Raw genomic sequence first — 24,443 nt, forward strand, 5'->3', positions numbered from 1 at the left:
TTTTATTTATTTTTCTATATAAACACCTGGTTAAATAACAAATCAAAGCCGTTTATTTTCTTTTTTAATTTTTTTTTAACAAGTACTGGATTTATTCCCTAAAAGTGGTACACTAGAGCAAGTGATTTACACTTAACCTATTAAAAAAAAGGAGTCTTACCATGCGCATTTTAATCTTTGGTGCCGGTACTATTGGGCTATCTTATGCCTGGCTTTTATCCGACAAACATGACGTTTCAGTTTATGTTCGACCAGAAAAACAAGAAAACGCTTACGAAACCTATTCTATTTCAGCACAGGATCTAAGAAAAGAAAAAAGTTATGCTTTTAAATTCAGTCCTAATTTAGTAACTGATTTAACTGCTGAGTATGATTTAATTATTGTAACAGTCAATCGCTGTCAGCTTTTAAAAAGCTTACCGATTTTAAAAACAAATAAAAAAAATGCGAATATACTATTTATGCTCAATCATTGGGATATCACGACTGAAATTGAAAAGTATTTTACTAAAGAAGAGTATTTATTAGGCTTTCCATCTCAAGTTGGTGGTGGAAAGCAAGATGACAAACTCGATATCGTTGTATTTACTGAAGGAACTATTTTAGGGATTCAAACACCTGAACAAAAAAAACTTATCTATGACTATAAGGAAGAATTTGAAGCAGCTGATTTACATGTAACGATTCAAGAACATTTAGTTGATTGGTTAAAAGTTCACTATCTGCAACTTGCAATTAGAGCTGGTGCAATTTTAAAAGCTGGTGGATTTGAAGCTTTTTCAACAAATTCAAAAGCCATTTCAGAAATGATTGTCGCTTGTCGCGAAGGATTAAAAGTCTGTGAAGCATCTGGTGTTGCAACTAAAAAATTATTACCAGCACGTATTTTTTATTATCCAAAAGCGATTGTTACTCCTTTTATGAAACATTTATTCCAAAATAATGAAACAACAAAATTAATTGAATACTATATGCAAAATGGATTAAGTGAATGGATTTATGGCTATCAAGAAGTACTAAAAGCTGGTGAGGATTTAATGATTCCTATGCCCACTTGGCGTTCATATGAAGCTTATGTAGCTGATTATATTTCACAACACCCCAAACTTGAGGCTGTTTTACAAAAATAAAAATAAAAAATCGTATAAAATCAGCATTTGCAAAAATGGATTTTATGCGATTTTTTCTATGTCTTATTTGTATTCAGAAATTATTCGTGCTCTTTAGTCAATTTTTGTTACATGCTTTTCAATAAATTCCATCATTCGCTCAAAGGTGTACCTACCTGCTTCGCTATCTAAAATAAATTGGTATTCATGCTCTGTTCGATTTTCATCTGTTGAAAAGAAGATACCTTCAACTTCAATCCCATTGGCTTCTAGTAAAGCCACAAAATCACGTCCATGATCTTCAAAAGAATTTGTATTTCCATCTGCAACTAAACAGGGCGGATAATCACTTGTAATATGATTTTGAATTGACACTTGTTCTAAACGTTCATCTAAAAGCCATTTTTTTTCGCCTACATAGGCCCAAGCAACTTGATTCATTAAAATATTCATCAAGGTAGATTTGCTATCTGTTCCTAGTTTTGGAATATCAAATGGACCACAAAATAATAACCCACCTTTTAAGGTCTCTTTTGGAACAACGGCTTGAATAGATACCGCATCTGCTAATTTAGGATTTGTTTGAATGGCAAAAAATTGACTAACTATTTGAGCACCTGCTGAATCACCAGCAAAAAACACTTGAGTTAAATCAATATTAAATTCTTCTGCATGTTCTTTTAAATATAAATAGCTTTCGGTTAATTGAATCAGCGGACCTGGATAGGGTTGCTCTGGTGCTAAAGCATAATTAATATTGGCAACAACATAACCAAAACTCGCAATGGTTGCTGCGTAATGTGTCACATCCCGTTTATCACCACCAACATAGGCTCCCCCATGAATCCAAATAATTAACGGACTTTTTTTCTCTGCTTCTTTTGGCATAATCACATCTAAAAAACCATTAGCTAAGCTTGATTCATAATTTAAATCATTAATTGATTTTGTTTTAGCCACTATTTCAGCAACATTTTGAGGAATATACTGACTTTTCTCTTTGCTAAAACGTCGACGCAATAATCGTGAGACTGGGGTTGGCGTAAACTGCATCACTACAGTCGGAATCGCTATTGCTGCAAATAAAAAAGGAGCAACATAGCGCAACGCTTTTCTTGTTTCATTTTTCTCTTGTTTCACTTTGCTCACATCTTTCTTTATCGTTTTTAATTGACTATCTCTATTTTAGCACAATTAAAAAGCTTTCGTTACCTTCAAACCTTTCTTTAATAAAAATCTAATACATATAAAAACTTGTAAAAAATTACAATAAAACCTAAATATTGCACAAAAACTTAAACAATGTTACAATTTGTATTGAGGTGATGGTTATGGATCAAAAACAACGACTAGCTAAAATTTTAGAATTGCTAGAAGAGAAAAAAAAATTATCACAAATAGAAATTGCCGAATTTTTTTCAATTTCTAAAGACACTGCCAGAAGAGACATTCTGTTGTTAGCTGAAAGTAATTTAGTTGAACGTTATCGTGGTGGGATTACCCTACCTTATACAAAAGCCAAAATAGAAAAATATACAGAACGTTTAATTACCCATGCCCCAGAGAAGGAGCGCTTAGCTAAATTAGCAATCACTCGCTTTATGAAAAATAACATGACAATTATGTTAGATGTTTCAACAACTGTCAATTTTATTGCACAACATATCCGCCAAGAACACATCTTACTTGTCACTCATTCAATTGATAATGCTCTTGCGTGTTCGCAAACTAATGAAAAAAATCGTATTTTTCTTTTAGGTGGCTTTTTTAATCCAGCCTCACATATGCTAGCTGGTCCTTCTATTGTTGAACAATTAGATCAATTTGAATTTGATGTCGCCTTTATTGGAGCGCTGGGAATCAATTCAACAGGTATTTTCTATTCTGAACTAGATGACCTTTATATGAAAAAAAGAATGATTCAAAATGCTAGAAAGGTTTGTTTACTCGTAGATAGCTCAAAGGTCAATCAAACGTCTTCATTTAAATTAGATTTTAACGGTATTGATTGCATTATTACGACAACTCCTTTTCCTAATGAAATTGAAAAAGTTCTTAGCACACACAATATTGAAGTTATTTATGAGAAAGAAGGTGGAATGAAATGAAAACCATTATTTCAAATGTTCGCTTAGGTGAAGAAAGAGATAAAACAACAAGTAGTGTCTATATTGAGAATCAAAAAATCACTGCCATTGCTCCTTTTGACTCCCTAAAAGAAGAAGCTCAAACAACTTATAACATCATTAATGGTCATGGTCATCTACTGATACCAGGTATGATTGATGTTCATATTCATGGCGCAAATAATTATGACATGATGGATGGTACCACAAAAAGTATTCAAGAAGTTTCAAAAAAATGTGCTGAGACTGGTTGTACAAGTTTTTTAGTGACATCAGTTAGCTCTTCTTTAGAAGATTTATTAGCAATGATTCACAGTGTAAAAAAAGTTATCGGGCATGAAGAAGGTGCTAAAATTGTTGGGCTACACCTTGAAGGTCCTTATTTAAATGTAGAAAAAAAGGGGATGCAAAATCCGAAGTTCCTTCGACACGCTGACTTCGATGAATTAGATCGAATTTTTGCAGAAGCGGGAGATTTAATTAAAATGATGACAATTGCACCTGAACTGCCTGGTGGGATTGAATTAATTGCCTATTTAAAACAAAAAGGGGTTGTCGTTGCAATTGCCCACTCTAATGCGACTTACGAAGAAGCTCAAACAGCTTTTAAAGCCGGAGCATCGCATATTACTCATTGTTTTAATGCGATGCCAACTATTCATCATCGTTCCCCTGGATTAGTAACTGCTGCATTGGAAGAGGATGAAGTGAGCCTACAAGCAATCGTTGATGGCGTTCATTTACATCCTGGAATTGTTCGTTTGATGCATAAAATAAAAGGTCCAGATAAAATTGTTTTAACCACTGATGCTCTGCAAGCTATGGGAGTTGGGGATGGTTCATATCTATTTGGCGGTCATCATGTCACCGTAACAGATGGCATTGCTCGATTGAAGGACGGTACGCTAGCTTCTAGTACTGTTACAATGAATAAATCCTTGCAATACAGTGTTAATTTTGGAATTCCTTTAACGGATAGTATTGCTATGGCATCAACTACTCCTGCAACTATTTTAAATCTAACTCAACTTGGAAAAATTGCGCCTGGTTATGATGCTGACTTGGTATTATTAGATGGTGAATTTGATGTAGTCAAAACATTTATTAAAGGTAACATATGTAAAGTAAGCTAGAGAGAAAAAACCGACTATGTTGCTCTTTTAATAGAACAACATAGTCGGTTTTATTTATTTTAACGTTCTAACTAAATAAACTTCATCACAAAAGCCTTTTAGTCCATTATAGACTCGTTGAGCTCTGGAGTATTTATCACATAAAGCAAAAATTGTCGGTCCGCTACCACTCATTAAAGCTGCATCTGCACCAAATTTAAGCATTTTTTCTTTCACACGTTCAATGTCAGGATGACGTGCTATCGTAACTTCTTCTAACAAGTTTCCAACTTTTTGTGTCATTTTTGCGTAATCTTTGGCTTTAATTGCGGCTACCATTCCAGCTGTATCTGGATGAGTCACTGTATCGAAAGAAAGAACACTAAACACAGAACCCGTTGAAACACCTACTCGTGGTTTGACTAAAACCACCCAACACTGCGGCATCTCTCCAATCGGTTCAACTTTTTCACCTCTGCCAGATACAAAAGCCGTACCTCCATGAACACAATAAGGTACATCCGAACCAACTTTGGATCCAAGTTCTGCAACTTCCTCCAGTGTTAAATTCAAGTCCCATAGCCGATTTAAACCACGTAAGGTAGCAGCTGCATCACTACTCCCACCTGCTAATCCGGCTGCAATTGGAATCTTTTTTTCAATCGTGATTTCCACGCCTGTCTCAATAGCGAAGGTTTCTTTAATTAACTTAGCTGCTTGAAAGGCATGATTACGACGATCCAGTGGCAAGACACCATTTGTCGTTCGAATGACGATTTGATCTTCTGGCAAGCTTTTAAGTGCAATTCTGTCAGCTAAATCGACGGTTGTCATTACCATTTCTAATTCATGAAATCCATCTTCGCGCTTATATAAAACATCTAGCGATAAATTAATTTTGGCTGGAGCTTTTTCTATAATTTCCATCTTATCTCCAATCCCTTCCTCTTGTTTATACTCTTAGGATATAGTAGCTTAATTTACAGGGTTTGGGAAGAGTCTTTGCTATTTTTTAACCTAAAAATAATAGTTAATTTCTCATCCGATTTCGTTTTAATGCAAGAATATTGCTCGTTGTAAAAATTGCAATTCCAATCCAAATACTACCAAATGCTAAAAGTTGTGGCAATTCAAAGCTTTCGTTAAACAAAAAAACAGCCGAAATTAGCATTAATGTTGGTGCAATGTATTGTAAGAAACCTAATAAGATATATGAAATGTTTTTAGCTGCTTCAGCAAATAAAAACAACGGAATCGCTGTAACAATCCCCGAACCAATTAGCAATAGATTAATTGGTAGATCAAACGTCATAAAGCCTTCTTTAGAAAAGAAAAGTAAATAAATAATTGCAAATGGTGTCATTACTAATGTTTCTAGCGTTAGACCTGTAAAAGAACTAACTTGAGCTATTTTCTTGATTAATCCATATAAACTAAAAGTTAAGGCCATTGCTAATGATGCCCAAGGAATCGTTCCACTTTCAATAGCTAAAACTAAAACGCCAGTTGCCGCCAATAAACAGGCAATAAATTCAGCACGACCTAAGCGTTCTTTTAAAAAGACAGTGGCTAAAACCACATTAACTAACGGATTAATATAATATCCCAGACTCGCTTCAACCACATGTCCACTACCAATTGAAAAAATAAAGATAAACCAATTCGCACTCACTAGTAATGCGGCTAAAATAATGGCAATCACTCGTTTATGATCTTGGAGTAAGGCTTTTGTTTCCGCTATAAAGGCTTTTGTTTTACCAGAAATAACTAAAACAACCACCATAAAAATAAATGACCAAAAAATACGGTAACATAAAATCGACAAAGCCGATACCTCACCGACACTTTTCCAATAAAGTGGCAAGACACCCCATAAAATATAGGCTATTAAGCCTGAAATCAACCCTTTTTTTTGATTTTGAACTTGTTCTTGATTCAAAAAAACACTTCCTTTCATGCCTTTTGATTATACCTGTTCTTGTCATAAAGTACACGATTTTATTTAATAATACTAAAAAAATAAGCGCAGCACCCTGCACTTATTTTTTTTCTGGAAAAGCTGTTAGCTCTAATGTATCATAAAAATTTCCATAGGAGTTCAACAACTCTTTTTGTTCTCTTTTGATAAAATAATAATTGCCAAGCTTACGAGGATTCATGACTTCTTCTAAAAATTGCTTAGAATCATTCACATACTGACTATAATGTTTGGCATCTTTTTTGCTTAAATTTAGACTTTTGCGAGACTCACTCCATTTAAAAGGTAGATATTTCAGTTTTTTTCTTAACTCTAAAAATTCAGCTTTTTTAATCATGGTTGTACCTGTCTTAGTGTTGGATGGATTTTGAATCGCAATTTCCATTGTGGCTGTAGTTGTTTGTAGTGTTTGTTTTTTTGTATTTCTTTCGTTCTCACTTACAAATGATGAATTGACCTTTTCTTTCACATTAACTTTACTTGCTGTTGGGCGAGTTTTTTTCTGACTTGTGTATGTGTCTATTTTTTCACTTAAGTCTAACAAGGCTTCGTAATTTTGGTTTTCTAAATTCAATAATTTTTCAATCGTATTCATTAGCACATCTATTTTTTCACTCTGTTGTTTTAAGACGACTTCTTGGTTTTGCAATTTTTTTAAAACATCTGAAAGTTCCTCTTTTTTTACCTCTTCAGAGCTTAGATTATGTTGAGTATTCGCATAATTCCCAAATATCGCGGCGGCATAAGTTAATTTATTTTTCTTTTTTATAGTTAGGATCGCTTCCAACTCATTAATATTGGCATGTGTGTATAATCTTCTATTACGTTTATCACGATAAAAATAATCTGTATTCATCAATGTTTTTTCGATTAAACCAGATAGTCTTTGCAATAACGCCAACTCAATATCTAATTCACGAGCTACTTGGTTTGATGAATAGTATTCCAACTCCTCCATTAACGCTCCACTCCTTCAAATTCAATCCTAAACCTTGAGTATATTTTTTATTGATCTCATTTAGCTAAATGTTTAAATTCTATTTTTATATCCATTAATAATGAACAAACCAATCATTATATTTTCATATAACTTTAGCTGTAACTATAGTTATTCATCTAAAATCATAGCATTCTATTCCCTTTTCCTCAACCCTTTTAAATACTTTTATTTCCCTTCCTAAGGAATTTTTTAACAAAATACATCTTTTTACATGCATTTATGCAACAACGTTCTGATTTTAGGGAAACTCTTTGCTTGCAAATCTTAAAAATAAATAGAAAAAAGCCAACAATAATTGATACATTGTTGGCTTTATAGTATTAATCTTTGCTCTTTTTGATTAAATCACTTTTTCTAATAAGCTTCATCACTACTTGCGGTACATCTTAAACTCTAAAAATAAATCATTATAGATAGCTAAATATTTAGCACCTAAATCTTCATAGACTTCTAAATGTGACATTGTTTCATCTGACGGATAGAACTGTTCGTCTTCAACAAGCTCTTTTGGTAAATAAGCCATCGCTGCCTTATTTGGTGTTGAATACCCAATGTATTCAGCATTTTGGGCTGCGTTTTTTGGCTCTAACATAAAATTGATAAAGGCATAGGCTGCTTCTTTATTTTTTGCTGTTTTAGGAATGACAAAATTATCAAACCATAGATTCGATCCTTCGCTTGGAATAACGTAATGTAAATGCTCATTATTATCAAGCATTTCAGAAGCTTCACCAGAAAAGGTTACTGCTACTGCACTTTCTTCTTGAACCATATACATTTTTATTTCATCTGCAACAATCGCTTTTACATTTGGTGTCAGGGTGCTTAATTTGTCTGAAGCTGCTGTCAATTGCTGCATATTCTTACTATTTAATGAATAGCCTAAACTGTTCAGGGATAAGCCTATCACTTCTCTAGCTCCATCAATTAACATCACATTATTCGCTAACTTAGGATTCCATAAATCGTCCCAGTGTTGCATTTCTTCTTCTTTGACAAATTTATCGTTATAAATAATGCCTAGCGTTCCCCAAAAATAAGGGATTGAAAATTTGTTATTTAAATCAAAATCTAAGTCTAAAAAGCGTGAATCTATATTTTCTAAGCCTTTAATTTTTGATTTATCTAGCGGAATTAGCATCTCTTCTTTAATCATTTTTTGAATCATATATTCACTAGGAATGGTTAAATCGTAAGCTGTTCCACCTTGCTTTATCTTGGTAAACATCGCTTCATTGGAATCAAAAGTCTCGTAGGAAACCTTATAGTTCGTTTCTTTTTCAAACTTTTTAATTAAATCTGGATCAATATAGTCGCCCCAATTATATAGAGTTAGAACGTTATTTCCAGCAAAGCCTTGGGCCTTTTCTAATTGCTTGGTCATAAAGTACAAACCACTACTTAAGATTAAAATTAATGCTGTGAAGGTTACTAACTTTTTCATTTAATTTCCACCGCCTCTAAATGACGTTTATGCCGATTTTTTTGTTTTTTAGTTTGGCTGTGTTGTTGGATAAAATAATAGCCAGCAACTAAAATTAATGAAAAGACAAACATCAATGCGCTCAAGGCGTTAATTTCCAAACTAACTCCCTGTCTTGCTCTTGAATAGATTTCAACAGACAGAGTTGTAAATCCATTCCCTGTTACAAAAAAGGTTACGGCAAAATCGTCTAACGAGTATGTGAATGCCATGAAAAAGCCTGCTAAAATTCCTGGTGTAATACTTGGTAAAACAATTTTACTGATTACCTGAAATGTATTTGCTCCTAAGTCACGGGCTGCCATGCTCATGGAGTCATTCATTTCTTGTAATTTAGGTAAGACCATTAGAACCACAATTGGAATGCTGAAGGCAATGTGCGAAAGCAACACGGAACCGAAACCTAAGCCAAGTCCTAAGAAGGTAAAGAAGATCAGGAAACTAGCTCCGATAATAACATCTGGCGAAACCATCAAAATGTTATTGAAACTCAACAAGGCATTCCGTGCTTGGCGGCGCTTGGTATAGTAAATCCCCATCGCTCCAAAAGTTCCAATTAATGTGGCAATTAAAGCGGATAAAAAAGCAACTAATAACGTATTTAGGACGATTGTAATCAACCGTGTATCAGCAAAAACTTCTGCGTAATGTTCCCAGGTAAAACCGGTAAATTCATTCATATTTCCACCGGCGTTGAAGGAGTAGAAAATTAGATAAAAGATTGGAATGTAAAGCAAAAGAAAAACGAAGGTTAAATAAATAGTGGACCATTTAAAATTTTTCATTTATGTTTCGCTCCTTTCCGTTTCTTTTCTCCTGTAACCAACATAATGATAATCATTGCAACAATCAGGACGACTCCAATGGTTGAACCCATGCCCCAATTTTGTGTGACTAGAAAATGTTCTTCAATGGCTGTACCTAGTGTTATTACTCGATTTCCACCAATTAAACGCGTTAGCATAAAGAGTGAAAGTGAAGGAATAAAGACGGCTTGCACACCGCTTTTAACGCCATTTAAAGTCAGTGGAAAAATGACACGACGAAAGGTTTCGACGTTATTTGCTCCTAAATCACGACTAGCGCTAATATAAGAAGGATTCAGTTCTTGAATCGCATTAAAAATCGGTAAAATCATAAAAGGCAATTCAATATAGGCTGCAACAAACATAAAACTAAAATCCGTAAATAAAATTTGCTGTTTTCCGATGCCAATAAATTCTAAGAAATGGTTAATGCTACCGTTCATACTGAAAATCCCAATAAATGCATAGGCTTTTAATAACAAATTAATCCAAGTTGGCAAAATAATCAACATTAACCATAGTTGTTTGTGTTTGGTTTTATTTAAAAAGTAGGCTGTTGGGTAGCTGATTAAGAGTGTGAAAAATGTAATCAGTGACGCATACCAAATGGAATTAAAGGTCATTTTTAAATAAGTTCCCGATGTGAAATAAATTTTATAATTTTCTAATGTAAACTGACCATTTACATCAAAAAATGATTGGTAAATAATTAAAATTAATGGAGCTACCACAAATAATGCCAACCACATCACGTAAGGGATAAAGTAAAATAGTTTTGTTTGTTTTGCCACGAATATCCCTCCTTAATCCTCATCATAACTGTCTAAGCGTGCATCAAATTCTTCTTCTGTTTCACCAAAACGCATAACATGAATGTCTTCTGCTTCAAAGAAAATACCAACTTCTGCACCAACAGTAGCTTTTTTAGTGGAGTGGATTACCCAGATGTTCTCGTCCATGTCCTTACAAACAATTTCATAATGGACACCACGGAATAATTGCGTCGCCACAGTTGCACTTAATTTACCTTTTTCTACTGTTGTGATGGTTAGATCTTCTGGACGAATCACAATTTCAACTTTTTCATTTTGACGCATGCCTGCATCAACACATTCAAAGGTATGATTCACAAAGCGGACTTCATAATCAGCAACCATTTGGCCTTCTACAATGTTACTCTCTCCAATGAAGTTTGCTACAAAGCGGTCTATTGGCTCATCGTAAATATCAACAGGCGATCCACTTTGCACGATTTCGCCTTTATTCATAACAAAAATTTCATCGCTCATAGCCAAAGCTTCTTCTTGATCATGAGTCACAAAGACAAAAGTAATACCTAAACGACGTTGTAACTCACGCAATTCATACTGCATTTCTGTCCGTAATTTTAAATCTAGTGCCGATAAAGGTTCATCTAATAAAAGCACTTCTGGCTCGTTAACAAGTGCTCTAGCAATTGCAACACGTTGTCGTTGACCACCAGACATTTCACTAATATCTCTTTCTTCAAAGCCAGGCAATTGCACCATTTTAAGGACATCTTTGACTTTTTCTTCAATCACTTTTTTATTCATTTTTTTGATAGTTAACCCAAAAGCAATATTGTCGAAAACATTCATATGGGGAAAGAGCGCGTAATCTTGAAACACTGTGTTTACTTTGCGTTTATTGGCAGGGATATCATTAACTCGCTGACCATCTAACATAATTGTCCCAGATGTCGCTTCCGTAAAACCAGCAATTAAACGTAAGATCGTGGTTTTACCACAACCCGATGGCCCTAACAAGGTATAAAATTTGCCACGTTCAATTTCAAAATCAATACTTTTTAAGACTGGTTCGTCATCATCGTATTGTTTAATGATATTTTCAAAGGTTATAATTGTGTTCTTTGTCATTTATTTTCCACTCCAATTCTACAAATATGAATTCGTCACGACTACTAGCAAATTACTTATTCCATTAAATTCATTTTTTATTTGATGGTGATCGGTCGCATGAAAATAGATTGATTCACCTTTTTTTGCAAAATAACGTTTCAACCCAATTTCGATACAAACAGCACCTTCTGTTACATACGCAAAAGTTTCGGCTAAGGAAGGGGGAAATTCTTTGAATTCACCTTTTTCTTTAAATGTTAATTGGATTGGTTCCATTTCATTTTCATTTGATTCTGGCACCAACCATTGAATTTTATAACCTTTTTCTTCATCTTCAAAATTGGTCATTTCATTTTCTGTATAAACAACACGTTGTTCTTCTTGTCCTTCGTCAAAAAAATCTTTTGGACTACAACCTAAGACTTCAAGTAAATCAAAAAAAGTCTCTAACGAAGGGGAACTTAAGTCACGTTCTAATTGAGATATGTATCCTTTACTCAAATCGGTGCGTTCTCCCAACTCTTCTTGCGTTAAATTCTTTTGAATGCGCAAATTTTTAATTCGATTGCCAATTTCCACTTTGTCACCGCCTTTTCTTGAGTTTACTGTGGGTAAACTTGAAACAACTATTGTTTACTTATACTAAGTATTAAGTTTACTCAAACCTTTTTTAATTATACAGTTTTTTTCTAAAAAAACAATCAAAAACTGTTATTTTTTTAAAAGTTTCTATCTCATTTAATAACATAGAAACAAAAAAAGCTGAACTTATTTTTCAACAAGTTCAGCTTTTTTTACTTATTCTTCTTCACCAATATCCATGACGGAACTTTCAGTGTAATTTACAAAACGACGTAACTGTGTCGCTAAATCACGACTGATATCTCCATTTTCAAACATTTTTTGAATATCTGTTCGCTCAGCATTTAAAGCCTTTAAGCGCAATTCTTGTAACTGTTGATCATACTCTTCAGCATAATCTTCGCCATAACGTTTAATTCGTTCAATCTTATTACGGTATTCAACAATTAAATGATACGCAACAGCCTTATCTGTTCGTGAGCCTTTTTTTCGATCTTTCTTCATAAAGGCAGATACACTGCGAATAGCACTCTTTGCTGCTTCTTTTTCCAAAGCCAAACGTTTGCGGTATTCTTCTTGGTAAGCTTCTCTTGTACCTAGAGTGAAAAACAATCCTAAATTACGACGGTAAAAACGACGTGCTAGAATCCATAAACGTTTGAATTTAGAGGACCAATCACTAGTTAACGCATTTCGACGACGCGCTAAAGCTTTTAGATATTGCTCAGCAATCTCTCGTTCAACTTCCCCGTTATCTCGCATTTCTTTCACTCTGACAACTTCAGCATCCAATGCAACTAAACGAATTGCAATCTCTTCTTTTAAAAATTGAGCAATGCTTTCTTTGCTATTATACTCCATTTGCAAACGACGAATCATATGATTGTATTCATGGATCAAGTCGTAAGAGGCCATCCGATTTTCTGGTCGGCTTTCTTGCTCAATAGTCCGAATGGCAATTTGCATAATCCGAATTCGTGCTTGGGCTTCTTTCAGCTCTTCTTCTTTTGGATCTTCTAAAACAGAATTTTCCGGAAAATCAATCAATTCATCGCCAGATGTTTCAAAACGTTTTTTGGAATCTGTTAAAATTGGCAATGCAATTGTAGCGGCAATCAAGGTTGCTACAATAACACCTGATGCCACAAATAACATGACTGAACGCTGCGGAAAGGCTGCGCCAGATTCTAAGAGATACGGAACGGATAGAATCCCCGCCATCGTTACAGCTCCACGAACTCCCGTTAAACCAGACATCAAAGCAATTTTGAAATCAGGTTTTACACCGGATTTATTTTTACCAAATGAGAAACCAAACCACATGTAGCTATAGGTCCATAGTATCCGCGATACTAAAATAACTAACCATAATAAGATAACATAACCAAATAATAAGTAGTTAGACATTAAAGGATTTTCTAAAGCTGTTCGCATAGCAAATGGCAATTCAATTCCTAAGATTAAAAACATCATTCCATTTAATAGATAAATAATGACATCCCATGTTCGTTCTGTAACGATTCGAACTTCAGCCATTCGATTTTCAGTGACTGTTTTCTTATTATTCGCTACAACACCTGCGGCTACAACCGCGATAACTCCAGAGGCATGAAAAAGTTCCTCAACAATAATGTAGATAATAAACGGTGTTAATATTTGGATTAACGTATGCAAGACCACATCTTTAATTCCTTGAGCACTTAACCATTCTTTGATAGCCAGTAAAACTAGCTGTAAAACAATACCTAATAACACTCCGACAATTGCCATATAAAAGAAATCAATGGTCGCTGTTTTTAATGAAAATACTCCCGTTACAGTTGCGGCTATTGCATATTTAAATGCAATTAGTCCACTTGCATCATTGACTAAACTTTCGCCTCGAACTAAACGTAAAACGCCTGTTGGAAGCTTTACTCGCTCCGCAATCCCATTTACAGCAACTGGATCGGTTGGAGATAAGATTGCAGCTAAGGCTAAAGCTGCTGGCAATGGCATTTTTCCATCTGTCACAAAATACATGATATAACCACCAATGACAGTGGTTAAGAAAACTAATAAGATTGAATTACCAAAAATCGGAATTCGTAAATTCCATAAATCCCGTTTTGGATAGTGACGCCCATCATTATAAAGTAAGGGAGCCACAAAAAGTAACATAAACCAGCTAGTCTCTAATTCAATCTGTGTGCCGAAGACTAACGCAACAATTAAGCCTAACCCGATTTGAATTAAAGCCGTGGGGATGGAGACAATATAATGACTAATGATGTTCGATAGAACAACCATGACGAATAAAATTATCGCACCTTCTAAAATTGGCAAAAGCGTATTCACTTCCTTTTTATACATTTATTTAAAACCTACATTAAATTATAGCATAAAAATCACTAAAAAATTTTTTTATTCTCTTTTTATGCTGAATGTTATCTTTAAATAAGGAGGCCAGAATTATAATTTCTACTTAGAGGCCGTAACAAATTAAATTTGCTTTACTTACTTACTAAAAATAAGTATAATGAAGGAAATAACTTAGAAACAGGTGAGGACTCAATGAAAATCGAATTTTTCCATGACGTAATATGTAGTTTTTGTTTCCCAATGTCTTACAGAATAAGACAATTGAAAGCAGATATGCCTGAGCTTGAAATTGTCCATCGTTCCTTCGCTTTAGTCAAAACGCCAACTGATTTTATTGCGATGTTTGGTTCAAGAGAACAAGCTAAAGCAGAAATCATGAGTCATTGGAAGCATGCCAATCAAAATGATGATTTGCATCGTTTTAATATTGAAGGAATGAAAAAAGAAACTTTTCTGTTTCCCACTTCAATGAATGGACTAATTGCAGTCAAAGCTGCTGAAATTATTGAAGGAAGCAATGCTGGTTGGGATCTTTTTGATGCTTTACAAAAAGCATTTTTTGTTGAGAATAAAAATATTGAATCACCAGATATTATCAAGCAAGAAGTCGTCAACCTTGGACTAAATTTAAATACGTGGGAAGAAGCATTTCAGGCTACTTCTACTAAAAAACAAGTCGAAGAAGACTTCAATTTAGCAAATAACTACTCCATTAAAAGCATTCCAACGTTAATCGTCAATGGAAAATATGAAATAAGTGGAGCACAACCGTTGGCTAAAATTAAAGATTATTTGAAAATTATTCAAGAGAAAGAAAACACTAAAGTCGTTCTGCAAGATATTGGTGGTGAATCTTGTAATCTCGAAGATGGAAAATGGAATTGTGACTAGATAATTTCCTTTGTACCAAAAGATAAAAAGGAATAAGCCGTTGATTCTTTTTTATTATTTTAATAGTAGCTATAATCATTTATTTTCTTCTGCCATGGAATTTATTAGTACTAAACTTAATAAAATAAGAATGCTTAGATAATAAGTACTCTTTTTTTAATTTGTACTTACAGAAAATTAACCTATTTGATATTATCTACCCTAACAAAGCCTACTATTTTTTAGCAGACTTGTCACCTTGTAGAATTTATGTAATTCAACCTAAAAAAATACTAACTCAATCCTATGATAATTTTTCATCGAAAGCATCTATAAAACAAGTGGGATTAATTTCCGAAAATTTTACTTACGAAATTTTTTTTGTTATGTTACGATGGCTTGTGTACAAAACTAAAAAGGAATGGAGCGGTATATAGATGCCCACAAACAAAAAAGAAGGAATATTTTTTACAGTAGTCATGTGTAGTATGATGGTCTTAGGTATGACAATTTACAACATTGCGTTGGTAGAAGGGATTAGCACAGAATTAATAAAGCTCGTTGCTTTTGGTTTTTTTCCTGGTTTTATCGTAGCTCTAATTATCGATGTAGCTATTGTTTCACCTGTAGCTAAAAAATTAGCTTTTAAATTACCGATTAATAAAGAAAAACCTTGGCAAATAATTTTGGCGATTTCTGGTTGTATGGTTTGTGGAATGGTCCTATTTATGTCAATTTTTGGTTTAGTGACTGAAGGCAATTTTTCAGGTAATATTTTTATGAATTATTTAGTAGTGGTACGCAATAATATAGTAATGGCCTTGCCCTTACAATGGTTAATTGTTGGTCCTTTAGCCAGAAAAATTTTAGGTATGTATCAAAATCAGCAATTAAAAACTGCATAAAAAAGACTCTAAATTCGCAAGATATGCAAATTTAGAGTCTTTTTCCTTTAAAAGGGATTGTAAAAACGACTTCCATTTAAATAGATCAATGTAAAGCTGATTATCGTTAAGATTAAAGCAATAGCTACTGCAAAATAGTCACTCGTGTGATAAGGCTTTTCAGCATACCATGTGCGTTTTTTACTTTTCCCAAAACGTCTAAGTTCCATAGCAGTACTAATGACTTCAATCCGCTCTAAACTAGAAAATATTAATGGCAAGACAATTCTGGCCGTACCCTTTAAACGTGAAAATAGCTTACCTTTTTTTGACATCTCATACCCTCTTGCTTGTTGAGCTTGAGAAATATTGAAAAAGTCTTCTTGGATGTCGGGAATGTAGCGTAGCGCTAAGGCCACCGAATAACTAATCTTGTAGCTTACGCCAATTCGATTTAGACTAGAAGCAAATTCACTAGGATTTGTGGTTAATAAAAAGACTAAGGCAAGTGGAATTGTACAAATATATTTCAAAATAAGATTAAATTCATAAAATAACTGTTCACTAGTAATTGTATAACGACCAATCCCCTCCCACAAAACTGTTCTTGAGCCATATAATTCAACACCATACTCTGGCGCAAATATATAAACAGCAAGGATATTTAACAATGAAAAAATTAAAATGAATTTAACGACAAAGGAAATTTGACGCCAACGAATTTTTGACAGAGCGAATAATAAGACTGAAAAAGCACACATAAAAAGTAAAAAACGAGTATCGTACGTCGTCATGCAGGCAACTGACAGTAAAATTAAGCAAATCAATTTCGAGGCTCCATTTAGTCGGTGAATCGGTGTTGTATTCGGTATATAGCCTAAAAGTTGTTGTTGGCTCATCGTAAACGCACCTCTCGATCATAGGCGATAAATTTCCGGGTAAAAGCAAATGGATCTTGCATTCCTAGCGCTTTGGCAAATGTAAATAATGATGTTTCTTTTAGTGAAGCTTCTTTAATTAATTCTTGATTGGTTAAGACTTTAACAGACTCGGTATCTGCTAAAATTTCACCATCGGCAATCACCAACGCCCGATTTGTGTATTCTAGCATCAAGTGCATATCATGCGTAATCATTGCTACTGTCACACCGCCACGATTTAACTCCTCTAAGAAACTCATCATTTCAGTATAATGTTTGAAATCTTGTCCTGCTGTCGGTTCATCTAGAATAATCATAGCAGGATTTAAAACTAAAATAGATGCGATTGTCACACGTTTTTTCTGTCCAAAACTCAATGCAGAAATTGGCCAGTTTCGAAATGTGTATAACCCACAAATTTTTAAAACATGCTCAACACGCTGTTTAATTTCAGCTTCTTCAACACCTCTTAAAACCAAACCTAAAGCAACTTCATCAAATAAGAGTGTTTTCGAAATCATTTGATTTGGATTTTGCATGACATAGCCGATTTTGTCTGCCCGTTCTTTAATAGACAGTGTACTAAAATCCATTCCTTGCCACTCCATCGTGCCTGATTGTGGCTGAATAAAACCACAGATTGCTTTAGACAACGTTGATTTACCTGCCCCATTTTTCCCTACAATACTCAACATTTCACCTTTATGAAAACGAGCTGAAACTTGGTTTAGCACTAATGGACGATCTTTATTATAGCGATAGACTAAATTTTCAACCTTAAAAAACTCTTCATTATGAGTCACGGTATTGAATTCTGGTATGGCAGCTAACCACTGCTCCATTGCTTCTTTCAATTGCGGGCCAGCAACCTTATGAATATCTGCTAAATCAGCTAATTCTTCTAAATCTACTCCAGCATATTTCATCGCAGTTAGATAAAGTGGTTCACGAATCCCTGTTTCACTTAAAATTTCTGTTTTTAATAACTCATCAGGCGTACTATCTGAAATAATTCTTCCTTCATCAAAAACTAAGATACGGTCGACTTCACGATGTAAAACATCCTCTAAACGATGTTCAATAATCAAAACTGTCGTTTCAGATTGTTGATGAATCTGATCAATCAATTCGATTGTTTGTTTACCTGCAGCTGGATCTAAATTAGCTAACGGCTCATCAAATAACAGAATCGGCACTTCATCAATTAAAACACCCGCCATTGAGACACGTTGTTTTTGACCACCAGATAAATCTTGTGGACGTTGACTTAATTGATGGGCAATATCAACAACCTTAGCCCATTTTTCAACTGCAGGAATCATCTCATTTTGCGGGACGCAATCATTTTCCAATGAAAAAGCAATATCCTCTGCCACAGTTAATCCAATAAATTGACCATCTGGATCTTGTAAAACTGTTCCGACATCGAAAGATAGCTCAAATAAGCTAGTCTCTTGTAAATTTTTCCCATTAACTATAACAGATCCTGTAATTTCGCCTTCATACGAGTGAGGAATCAGTCCATTAATACATTGAGCAAAAGTTGATTTACCAGACCCACTTGGACCTAAAATAAGAATTTTTTCACCTTCATAAATAGTCAAATTCAAATCATATAAAGTCGGTTCTGCTTGACTGTGGTATTGAAATGAAAAATTATCAAATATAATTAGCGGCTTTTTCATGAACAAGCCCCTTTCATTTAGTCTGCTTACTAGTATGTATTGTGTTATTCCTCTGATACATACACGGCACCTAGGACAAAATACCTAAGTGCCGTTCCTCTATTCTATCATTTAAACTAGTCTTTTTTCAAACTTCCTTTTTTCGTTCGTGTTGCTGCATAGGCCACCATTAATAAAGTACCAAGTATTCCGACTGATAAACTATTCGTTATAACAGCTCCAACACCCTGTGTATAGACTTTAGAAGCTGGCTCACTATAAATTAGAACATCCAAGGTAGGAGCAATCAGCCCCCAAACAATCACATTACCTAAGACTTGATAAAGATTAAAACGAATAATAGCTTTCTTTCCAAATTCACCTGCAGATAAATTAATTTTACTCCCAATAAAACCATAAACTGCGCCAATAATTCCAGAACAAATAATCCAACTCCACCATGGTCCATAAGTGGTTAAATCTTTAAGTGTGTGCCCAATCAAGCCAATTAATGCTCCGGCAAAAGGACCGTATAAGACACCCATTAAAGCTAAAAATGGGTAAGCAGTTTCTAAATTTGTATTTGGAATCCCGATTGGAATAACTGCAAACCGTCCTAAAATAACAAAAACTGCTGAACCAATCCCGATAGCGACAATTGTTTTAACTGAAAAATCCTTCTTCATAAAATTCCTCCTTTTATATTCTAGACATTTTACTCAAAAATAACCTTTGGTGCTTTGCGTAGCTGAATCGTCCACGCCGTCCCAGTACCTATATGATACAAACGCGAAAATGAGTCCTGATTTACAGCCACCCCAACATTGACCAGAGAATTCACATAAACTAAAGGCTCGCCAATATTAACATCTGCAAATGATTTGGCAAACATCATGATATTTTGATAGACTTTTTTTCCTTGGTGGAAAATCGTCACTTGAATACTGTCACCATGCACAATTCCAGCTTGTTTAAATAAAGCCAATGGAATGTTGCTCCATAATGAACCAAAGCGAATATCTAATACATCAATACTCCCTGTTAAAATACCATTTTCCTCTTTTGCATCAATTAAATCTAAATAGGTTAAACTATCTTGTGAAACGACATCTCCCAACTCAGAAAAATTAATTTCCCCACTCGCTAAACGAGCACCATTATAAGCATAAATATCACGACCATGGAATGTATGACTTTCTTCAGAATGTGGTAAGCGGCTTACAACCTCATCAATCGCTCTAACTTCACGAATCCCTTGATAATGTCTAATATGTGTTAGCGAGCCATTATCAGGCGTTAAAATATAATGCCCTGATTCAGTTTCACAAACAATACTTCTACGATCACTGCCTACTCCTGGATCCACAACTGAGACAAAAACTGTTCCTTTAGGCCAATACTTGACTGTTTGCAATAAACGATATGACGCAACCCAAATATCATACGGCGGAATATCATGTGTCAAATCTTCAACAACAACTTCATCACTAACCATGTGAGCCACACCATACATAGCACTCACTGCACCGTCCCCTAAACCAAAATCCGTCTGTAATACTAAATATTTTCCCATAACATCCTCCTATAAATTGTCTATAAAACCTATCAAACAAATAATTGCTTAGAACTAGCTATTCCTCTTAAATGAATGGAACACTTTTTCTTGTATTCATTATTTTCTTAACTAATTCTCATTTTAGTTTTCTTTTCTTCAATAGTCAATTAAATTATCCAGATAAAACACCATTTTTGAATAAAAAAGCGAACTTTATTGTTTTTTAGTTTTAAAACGTTCATATGGGTGAGTATAACTTCTGATTTGAATCAGTCCCTTAACCCTTTTTAACAAAAAAACAAGCTAAAATCAATTATCAGAGCCTCTGATATTGATTTCAGCTTGTCTTCTTATTCCTTATTATTTGTAGCTATATGAATTAATTTTGTTTTTAGCTAACTCTTTTTTCAAAGTTTCAGTTAATTCATCATTTTTATTTAGCATTGAAACAGACAAAGCGTGGAAGTAATAATCTTCAGCTTCTTTAACATTTTCAAGTTTAAATAAATTATGCGCTTTTTCGTAAAGCAAGTTTTCTAAACCATGCATTTTATCTTCTTTTTGTTGTAGTTTGATACCAATTGTACAAAACTCAATTGCTTTTTTATAGTTCTCAGTTGCTGAATAATATTTAGCCGTATTAAAGTAAATTTTAATCACTTCCATACTATCTAAAAGATGATCTCCAGCACTTCTAAGTTCTTCTAATTGTGCAATTGATTTTGTGAAATAAACGTGTGCTTTATCTAATTCATCATTTAAGAAATAAGCAACCGCAATTCCATTTGTTGTTAAAACATCAATGATATCTAATTTTTTACCAGTTTCTGAGAATAAAGCTAAATTGAAGTTATAATGAGCATCAGAATAGTTACCCTCTCCAACTAAACTAGTTAAACCTAAATAATAGTAATATTCTTTAATTTCATAATCGCGTTCTAATTTATCAAGTTTGATTGATTTTTTCAATAATGTTTGAGCTTTTTTATATTCGCCTTTGTTACATAAAGCTTTAACTTGATTGAATATTTCAATAAAACTATTATCATTTGTTGGCATATAATCTGAAATCTCACTAAAATTGATTTTCAAACGATCAGCAATTGCTAATAATGTTGTAACTGATGGTAAACTTGCACCGTTTTCTAAATTACTGACTGTCGCTTGAGTACAAATTCCCTCAGCTAATTCATTTTGTGTCAGACCTTTAGAGCGTCTAATATTCTTGATTTTTTCCCCTAATTTTTTCATATGTCGACTTCCTTTCCCTATTCCTATTCACCTATTGTAACGCATTTTTCTTTATTAAGATAGTGATATTTCTTTTTTTTCGTAAAAATTAGCAATTTAATTTATATCTATCTCATATATAATCGTATTAATTTGAAGGCATACAGATGTATTTTTTTCACCACTAGCAGGAAAACGCTTACCAACCTTTCAACAAAGGCTTTTACTATATATACATTACATTTTAGAGCCACTAATAAATGATTTATAAAATAAAAATATGCTTTTTTTCCTATTTTTTACTTTTTTTATCTTTTTTTCAAAAAACACCCTAATTAAATCTTTTTTGCTTTTTTCTTGAAATTCTACCTTTTTATTCAATTTCCCCATTCGAGTGAAACTCAATTTAATACCCAAAATAGAATTTACTTTTATAAATCTACAGTTGTTTAATTCAAAAAATTTTATTAAATTTTAAACTAAATATGTATTGAATTTATATCATTCTATTATGGACTTATTTATCATTAACTACTAAATTTCAATTTAGAAAAAAGCAGCTTGCAAGATAACCTTGCAAGCTGCTTCTTAGTTCATTCGTTTATTTTACAACACGAACTGCAAATGATGGAGCGTATCCACCCATACTTTGATATTTAACAACGTCGCCTTCTGTTGGAGCATGGATATAAGTTCCTCCGCCAACATAAATAGCTACATGATAGGTATTTCCACGAGCACCCCAGAATAATAAGTCTCCCGCTTGTAAAGCACCCATTGACACTTCAACACCTGCTGATTCTTGAGGAACAGTATAGCCACCGATTGACTTACCTAAGACACGGCTATAAACATAACCAGTAAAACCTGAACAATCAAAACCACCTGGTGATTTTCCGCCCCATACATATGGTGTGCCTAAATAGTTTGCTGCTTCTGCAACAATTGCTTGACCTTCTGCTGCTGTTACAGTTCCACTTGTTCCACCACCGATAGGAGCTGGAGGATTACTCTCTTGATTTGTTGTTGTTACTGGTGCTTTTTTATCTTCTGTTGAAGTTTGTAAAACAGGAGCTTTTTTAGCTGCTTCTTCTGCTGCTTTTAAATCAGCGGCTTTACGATCTGCTTCTTCTTTTTGAGCAATAAATCCATCACGTTCACCTTCAGCAGATGCTTTTGATGCTGCTAATGTTGCCACAACTGATTCTTGTTCAAGTTTCTTGCCTTCAAGTTCACCTTTTAATTTCTCTAATTCTCCAGCAACTTCATGTTGCTCAGTTAATTTTGTTTCTGTTTTTTTCTTGTTACTTTCAACTGTTGCTTTGTCTTCTGCTTGTGCTTTTACTAATTCACGGTTAGCTGAAACCATTTGAGCAACTACATCGACACGCCCAACAACGTCTGATAATGAATCAGCTGATAAAATGAAATCAACGTAGCCTTCACTACTTGCACTTACTTGAACTGCACGAGCTTGTTTTTCTAATTGAGCTGTTCTTTTTTCAATTTTAGCATTTAAGCTATCTACTTCTTTAGTTAATTTTTCCATTTCAGCGTGAGTCGCTTGGCTTTGTTCAACTAAAACACGAGCTTTTTCTTCTGCTACAACAATTTCTTTTGTTACGCCTTCCAATTTAGTTGTAACATCTTTTTCTTGTGTTTCAATCTCTTTAATTTTTTCATTTTGTGAGTTAATTTTATCTGAATAGTCATCTGCCAATGCTGTAAGCGGCGTTGCTAAAGCGGTCATTGATAATGTTCCTGCAAGTACTAAAGTAAGTATACGTTTTTTCACTCTAAATTCCTCCGTAGTTGTTTAATAGTTTATATGTCAAATTTAAGTTTAATAATCAATTTCATTTTTTGCACTGACAACATTGTATCATAACCATTTAAGCTAAAACTACCAATTTTAAACAGATGACTCACAACTGTAATATTGAATACATCAGACTTTAGTCCTATTTTTTTATTTCACTAACTTTCTACAGCTAAACAACATGTAACAACAGTTGAAATTTTATTTAAAAAGCTTATTTTTTTGTTATTTATATAGAAAAAGCCTAAAACCCATAAATGGATTTTAGACTCCTTATTAAGCTTCGCTATCTAGTAATAATTTACTTGTAATAGCTGCTAAAATTCCACCAACAATTGGAGCTACAATAAAGACCCAAAGCTGACTTAATGCTTCTCCGCCAGCAAAAATTGCTGGTGAAAAACTTCTAGCTGGATTAACAGATGTTCCAGTTAAAGGAATACCTAATAAATGGATTAATACCAATGTTAAGCCAATAACTAAACCTGCAAATTCAGGTGAACCATGTTTGCCAGTTACGACAATAATGACTAAAATAAATATAAATGTTAAAATTGCTTCTACTAAAAAGGCACCACCTGCACCCAATGCTCCAAAACTATTTTGACCTAAGTTTGTAACGGCCATATCTGAAGTTGATAAAATAATTTTTAATACACCTGTTGCTACTACTGCTCCTAATACTTGTCCAACAATATAGTAAGCTAGCTCACTGATTGATAAACGTTTATTGACATACATCGCGATTGATACAGCTGGGTTCACATGACAACCTGATATTGTACCAATACTATAAGCCATCGCCACAATTGATAAACCAAATGCCATGGCAATCCCTAATGTACCAATTCCTTCAATACCGCCACCTAAAACAGCTGCACCAGTACCAAATAAAACTAATACAAAGGTTCCGATAAATTCTGCAATTCCTTTTTTCAACAAACTTCATTCCTCCTATACTAAATTATTATAAAGATTTTCTACTATAAATTAGTAGAAGGTTAGTTTATCATAATCGTTAATAAAAACATACTATTCGCCCTTCATTTTAATGATTATATCCT

General features: G+C 33.9%; 22 protein-coding genes. 5 read left to right on the plus strand and 17 right to left on the minus strand.

The annotated features are described in order from the left end of the window. Positions 1-161 precede the first annotated feature (161 nt). Entirely contained in the window at positions 162-1,130 is a 969-nt protein-coding gene (locus MHI00_RS14820) for a ketopantoate reductase family protein (protein WP_010053922.1), read from the plus strand. Positions 1,131-1,223: 93 nt separating this feature from the next. Here the strand turns inward: MHI00_RS14820 and MHI00_RS14825 are convergent, their stop codons facing one another. Further along, complete coding sequence (locus MHI00_RS14825; RefSeq protein WP_057000960.1) at positions 1,224-2,249, minus strand: alpha/beta hydrolase; 1,026 nt, start codon at positions 2,247-2,249, stop codon at positions 1,224-1,226. Positions 2,250-2,440: 191 nt separating this feature from the next. On the opposite strand from MHI00_RS14825, the gene MHI00_RS14830 reads away from it, so the two are divergent. Together MHI00_RS14830 and nagA are read left to right on the plus strand one after the other, a co-directional pair. Then, positions 2,441-3,217, plus strand: a complete 777-nt coding sequence (locus tag MHI00_RS14830; protein WP_010053920.1) for a DeoR/GlpR family DNA-binding transcription regulator — start codon at positions 2,441-2,443, stop codon at positions 3,215-3,217. Continuing rightward, positions 3,214-4,368, plus strand: a complete 1,155-nt coding sequence (nagA, locus tag MHI00_RS14835; protein ID WP_010053919.1) for an N-acetylglucosamine-6-phosphate deacetylase — start codon at positions 3,214-3,216, stop codon at positions 4,366-4,368. Before MHI00_RS14830 ends, nagA begins: the two co-directional genes overlap by 4 nt. Positions 4,369-4,422: 54 nt before the next feature. Here nagA and ispE read toward each other — a convergent pair whose 3' ends face one another. The 9 genes from ispE to MHI00_RS14880 all read right to left on the minus strand — a co-directional run bounded on the left by ispE (position 4,423) and on the right by MHI00_RS14880 (position 14,428). Next, positions 4,423-5,274 carry a 4-(cytidine 5'-diphospho)-2-C-methyl-D-erythritol kinase gene (gene ispE / locus MHI00_RS14840; RefSeq protein ID WP_010053918.1) on the minus strand — a complete coding sequence of 284 codons (852 nt, stop codon included), beginning with the start codon at positions 5,272-5,274 and terminating at the stop codon, positions 4,423-4,425. A gap of 103 nt (positions 5,275-5,377) precedes the next feature. Continuing rightward, the gene (rarD, locus tag MHI00_RS14845) at positions 5,378-6,286 is read right to left on the minus strand and encodes an EamA family transporter RarD (protein ID WP_015075405.1); all 909 of its coding nucleotides are present in this window, start codon (positions 6,284-6,286) and stop codon (positions 5,378-5,380) included. A gap of 100 nt (positions 6,287-6,386) precedes the next feature. Beyond that, entirely contained in the window at positions 6,387-7,283 is an 897-nt protein-coding gene (locus MHI00_RS14850; RefSeq protein ID WP_341114603.1) for a hypothetical protein, read from the minus strand. Between the two features lie 412 nt (positions 7,284-7,695). Next, positions 7,696-8,769, minus strand: a complete 1,074-nt coding sequence (locus tag MHI00_RS14855; RefSeq protein ID WP_010053915.1) for an ABC transporter substrate-binding protein — start codon at positions 8,767-8,769, stop codon at positions 7,696-7,698. Beyond that, positions 8,766-9,593, minus strand: coding sequence for an ABC transporter permease (locus MHI00_RS14860; protein ID WP_010053913.1), 828 nt, complete (start codon positions 9,591-9,593; stop codon positions 8,766-8,768). The genes MHI00_RS14855 and MHI00_RS14860 overlap by 4 nt, the downstream gene beginning before the upstream one ends. Further along, the gene (locus tag MHI00_RS14865; protein ID WP_050815411.1) at positions 9,590-10,363 is read right to left on the minus strand and encodes an ABC transporter permease; all 774 of its coding nucleotides are present in this window, start codon (positions 10,361-10,363) and stop codon (positions 9,590-9,592) included. The genes MHI00_RS14860 and MHI00_RS14865 overlap by 4 nt, the downstream gene beginning before the upstream one ends. Positions 10,364-10,417: 54 nt before the next feature. After that, entirely contained in the window at positions 10,418-11,512 is a 1,095-nt protein-coding gene (locus MHI00_RS14870) for an ABC transporter ATP-binding protein (protein WP_010053911.1), read from the minus strand. An 18-nt stretch (positions 11,513-11,530) separates the two neighbouring features. Then, positions 11,531-12,073, minus strand: coding sequence for a helix-turn-helix domain-containing protein (locus MHI00_RS14875; RefSeq protein ID WP_010053910.1), 543 nt, complete (start codon positions 12,071-12,073; stop codon positions 11,531-11,533). A 219-nt stretch (positions 12,074-12,292) separates the two neighbouring features. Continuing rightward, positions 12,293-14,428, minus strand: a complete 2,136-nt coding sequence (locus MHI00_RS14880) for a cation:proton antiporter domain-containing protein (protein ID WP_087115179.1) — start codon at positions 14,426-14,428, stop codon at positions 12,293-12,295. A gap of 201 nt (positions 14,429-14,629) precedes the next feature. On the opposite strand from MHI00_RS14880, the gene MHI00_RS14885 reads away from it, so the two are divergent. Together MHI00_RS14885 and MHI00_RS14890 are read left to right on the plus strand one after the other, a co-directional pair. Then, entirely contained in the window at positions 14,630-15,328 is a 699-nt protein-coding gene (locus MHI00_RS14885; protein ID WP_341114609.1) for a DsbA family oxidoreductase, read from the plus strand. A 416-nt stretch (positions 15,329-15,744) separates the two neighbouring features. After that, a complete protein-coding gene (locus MHI00_RS14890) occupies positions 15,745-16,212 on the plus strand; it encodes a DUF2798 domain-containing protein (RefSeq protein WP_010054742.1) in 468 nt (155 codons plus the stop codon). A gap of 47 nt (positions 16,213-16,259) precedes the next feature. Here the strand turns inward: MHI00_RS14890 and MHI00_RS14895 are convergent, their stop codons facing one another. From MHI00_RS14895 to MHI00_RS14925, 7 genes are all read right to left on the minus strand, one after another. Continuing rightward, on the minus strand, positions 16,260-17,090 hold the full coding sequence (locus MHI00_RS14895; protein WP_015075400.1) for an energy-coupling factor transporter transmembrane component T family protein: 831 nt from the start codon (positions 17,088-17,090) through the stop codon (positions 16,260-16,262). Beyond that, on the minus strand, positions 17,087-18,796 hold the full coding sequence (locus MHI00_RS14900; protein WP_341114614.1) for an ABC transporter ATP-binding protein: 1,710 nt from the start codon (positions 18,794-18,796) through the stop codon (positions 17,087-17,089). Before MHI00_RS14900 ends, MHI00_RS14895 begins: the two co-directional genes overlap by 4 nt. A gap of 116 nt (positions 18,797-18,912) precedes the next feature. Beyond that, positions 18,913-19,461 (minus strand): ECF-type riboflavin transporter substrate-binding protein, encoded by a 549-nt coding sequence (locus MHI00_RS14905; RefSeq protein ID WP_015075398.1) that lies wholly within the window; start codon positions 19,459-19,461, stop codon positions 18,913-18,915. Between the two features lie 29 nt (positions 19,462-19,490). Beyond that, the gene (locus tag MHI00_RS14910; RefSeq protein WP_010054737.1) at positions 19,491-20,348 is read right to left on the minus strand and encodes an SAM hydrolase/SAM-dependent halogenase family protein; all 858 of its coding nucleotides are present in this window, start codon (positions 20,346-20,348) and stop codon (positions 19,491-19,493) included. 342 nt (positions 20,349-20,690) lie between these two features. Beyond that, positions 20,691-21,581 carry a helix-turn-helix domain-containing protein gene (locus tag MHI00_RS14915; RefSeq protein WP_010054735.1) on the minus strand — a complete coding sequence of 297 codons (891 nt, stop codon included), beginning with the start codon at positions 21,579-21,581 and terminating at the stop codon, positions 20,691-20,693. A gap of 580 nt (positions 21,582-22,161) precedes the next feature. After that, complete coding sequence (locus tag MHI00_RS14920; RefSeq protein WP_317913991.1) at positions 22,162-23,355, minus strand: C40 family peptidase; 1,194 nt, start codon at positions 23,353-23,355, stop codon at positions 22,162-22,164. Positions 23,356-23,655: 300 nt separating this feature from the next. Next, a complete protein-coding gene (locus MHI00_RS14925; RefSeq protein WP_201733916.1) occupies positions 23,656-24,318 on the minus strand; it encodes an MIP family channel protein in 663 nt (220 codons plus the stop codon). Between the last annotated feature and the right edge of the window lie 125 nt (positions 24,319-24,443).

This window comes from Carnobacterium sp. FSL E2-0243, assembly GCF_038003605.1.
Lineage (GTDB): Bacteria > Bacillota > Bacilli > Lactobacillales > Carnobacteriaceae > Carnobacterium > Carnobacterium maltaromaticum.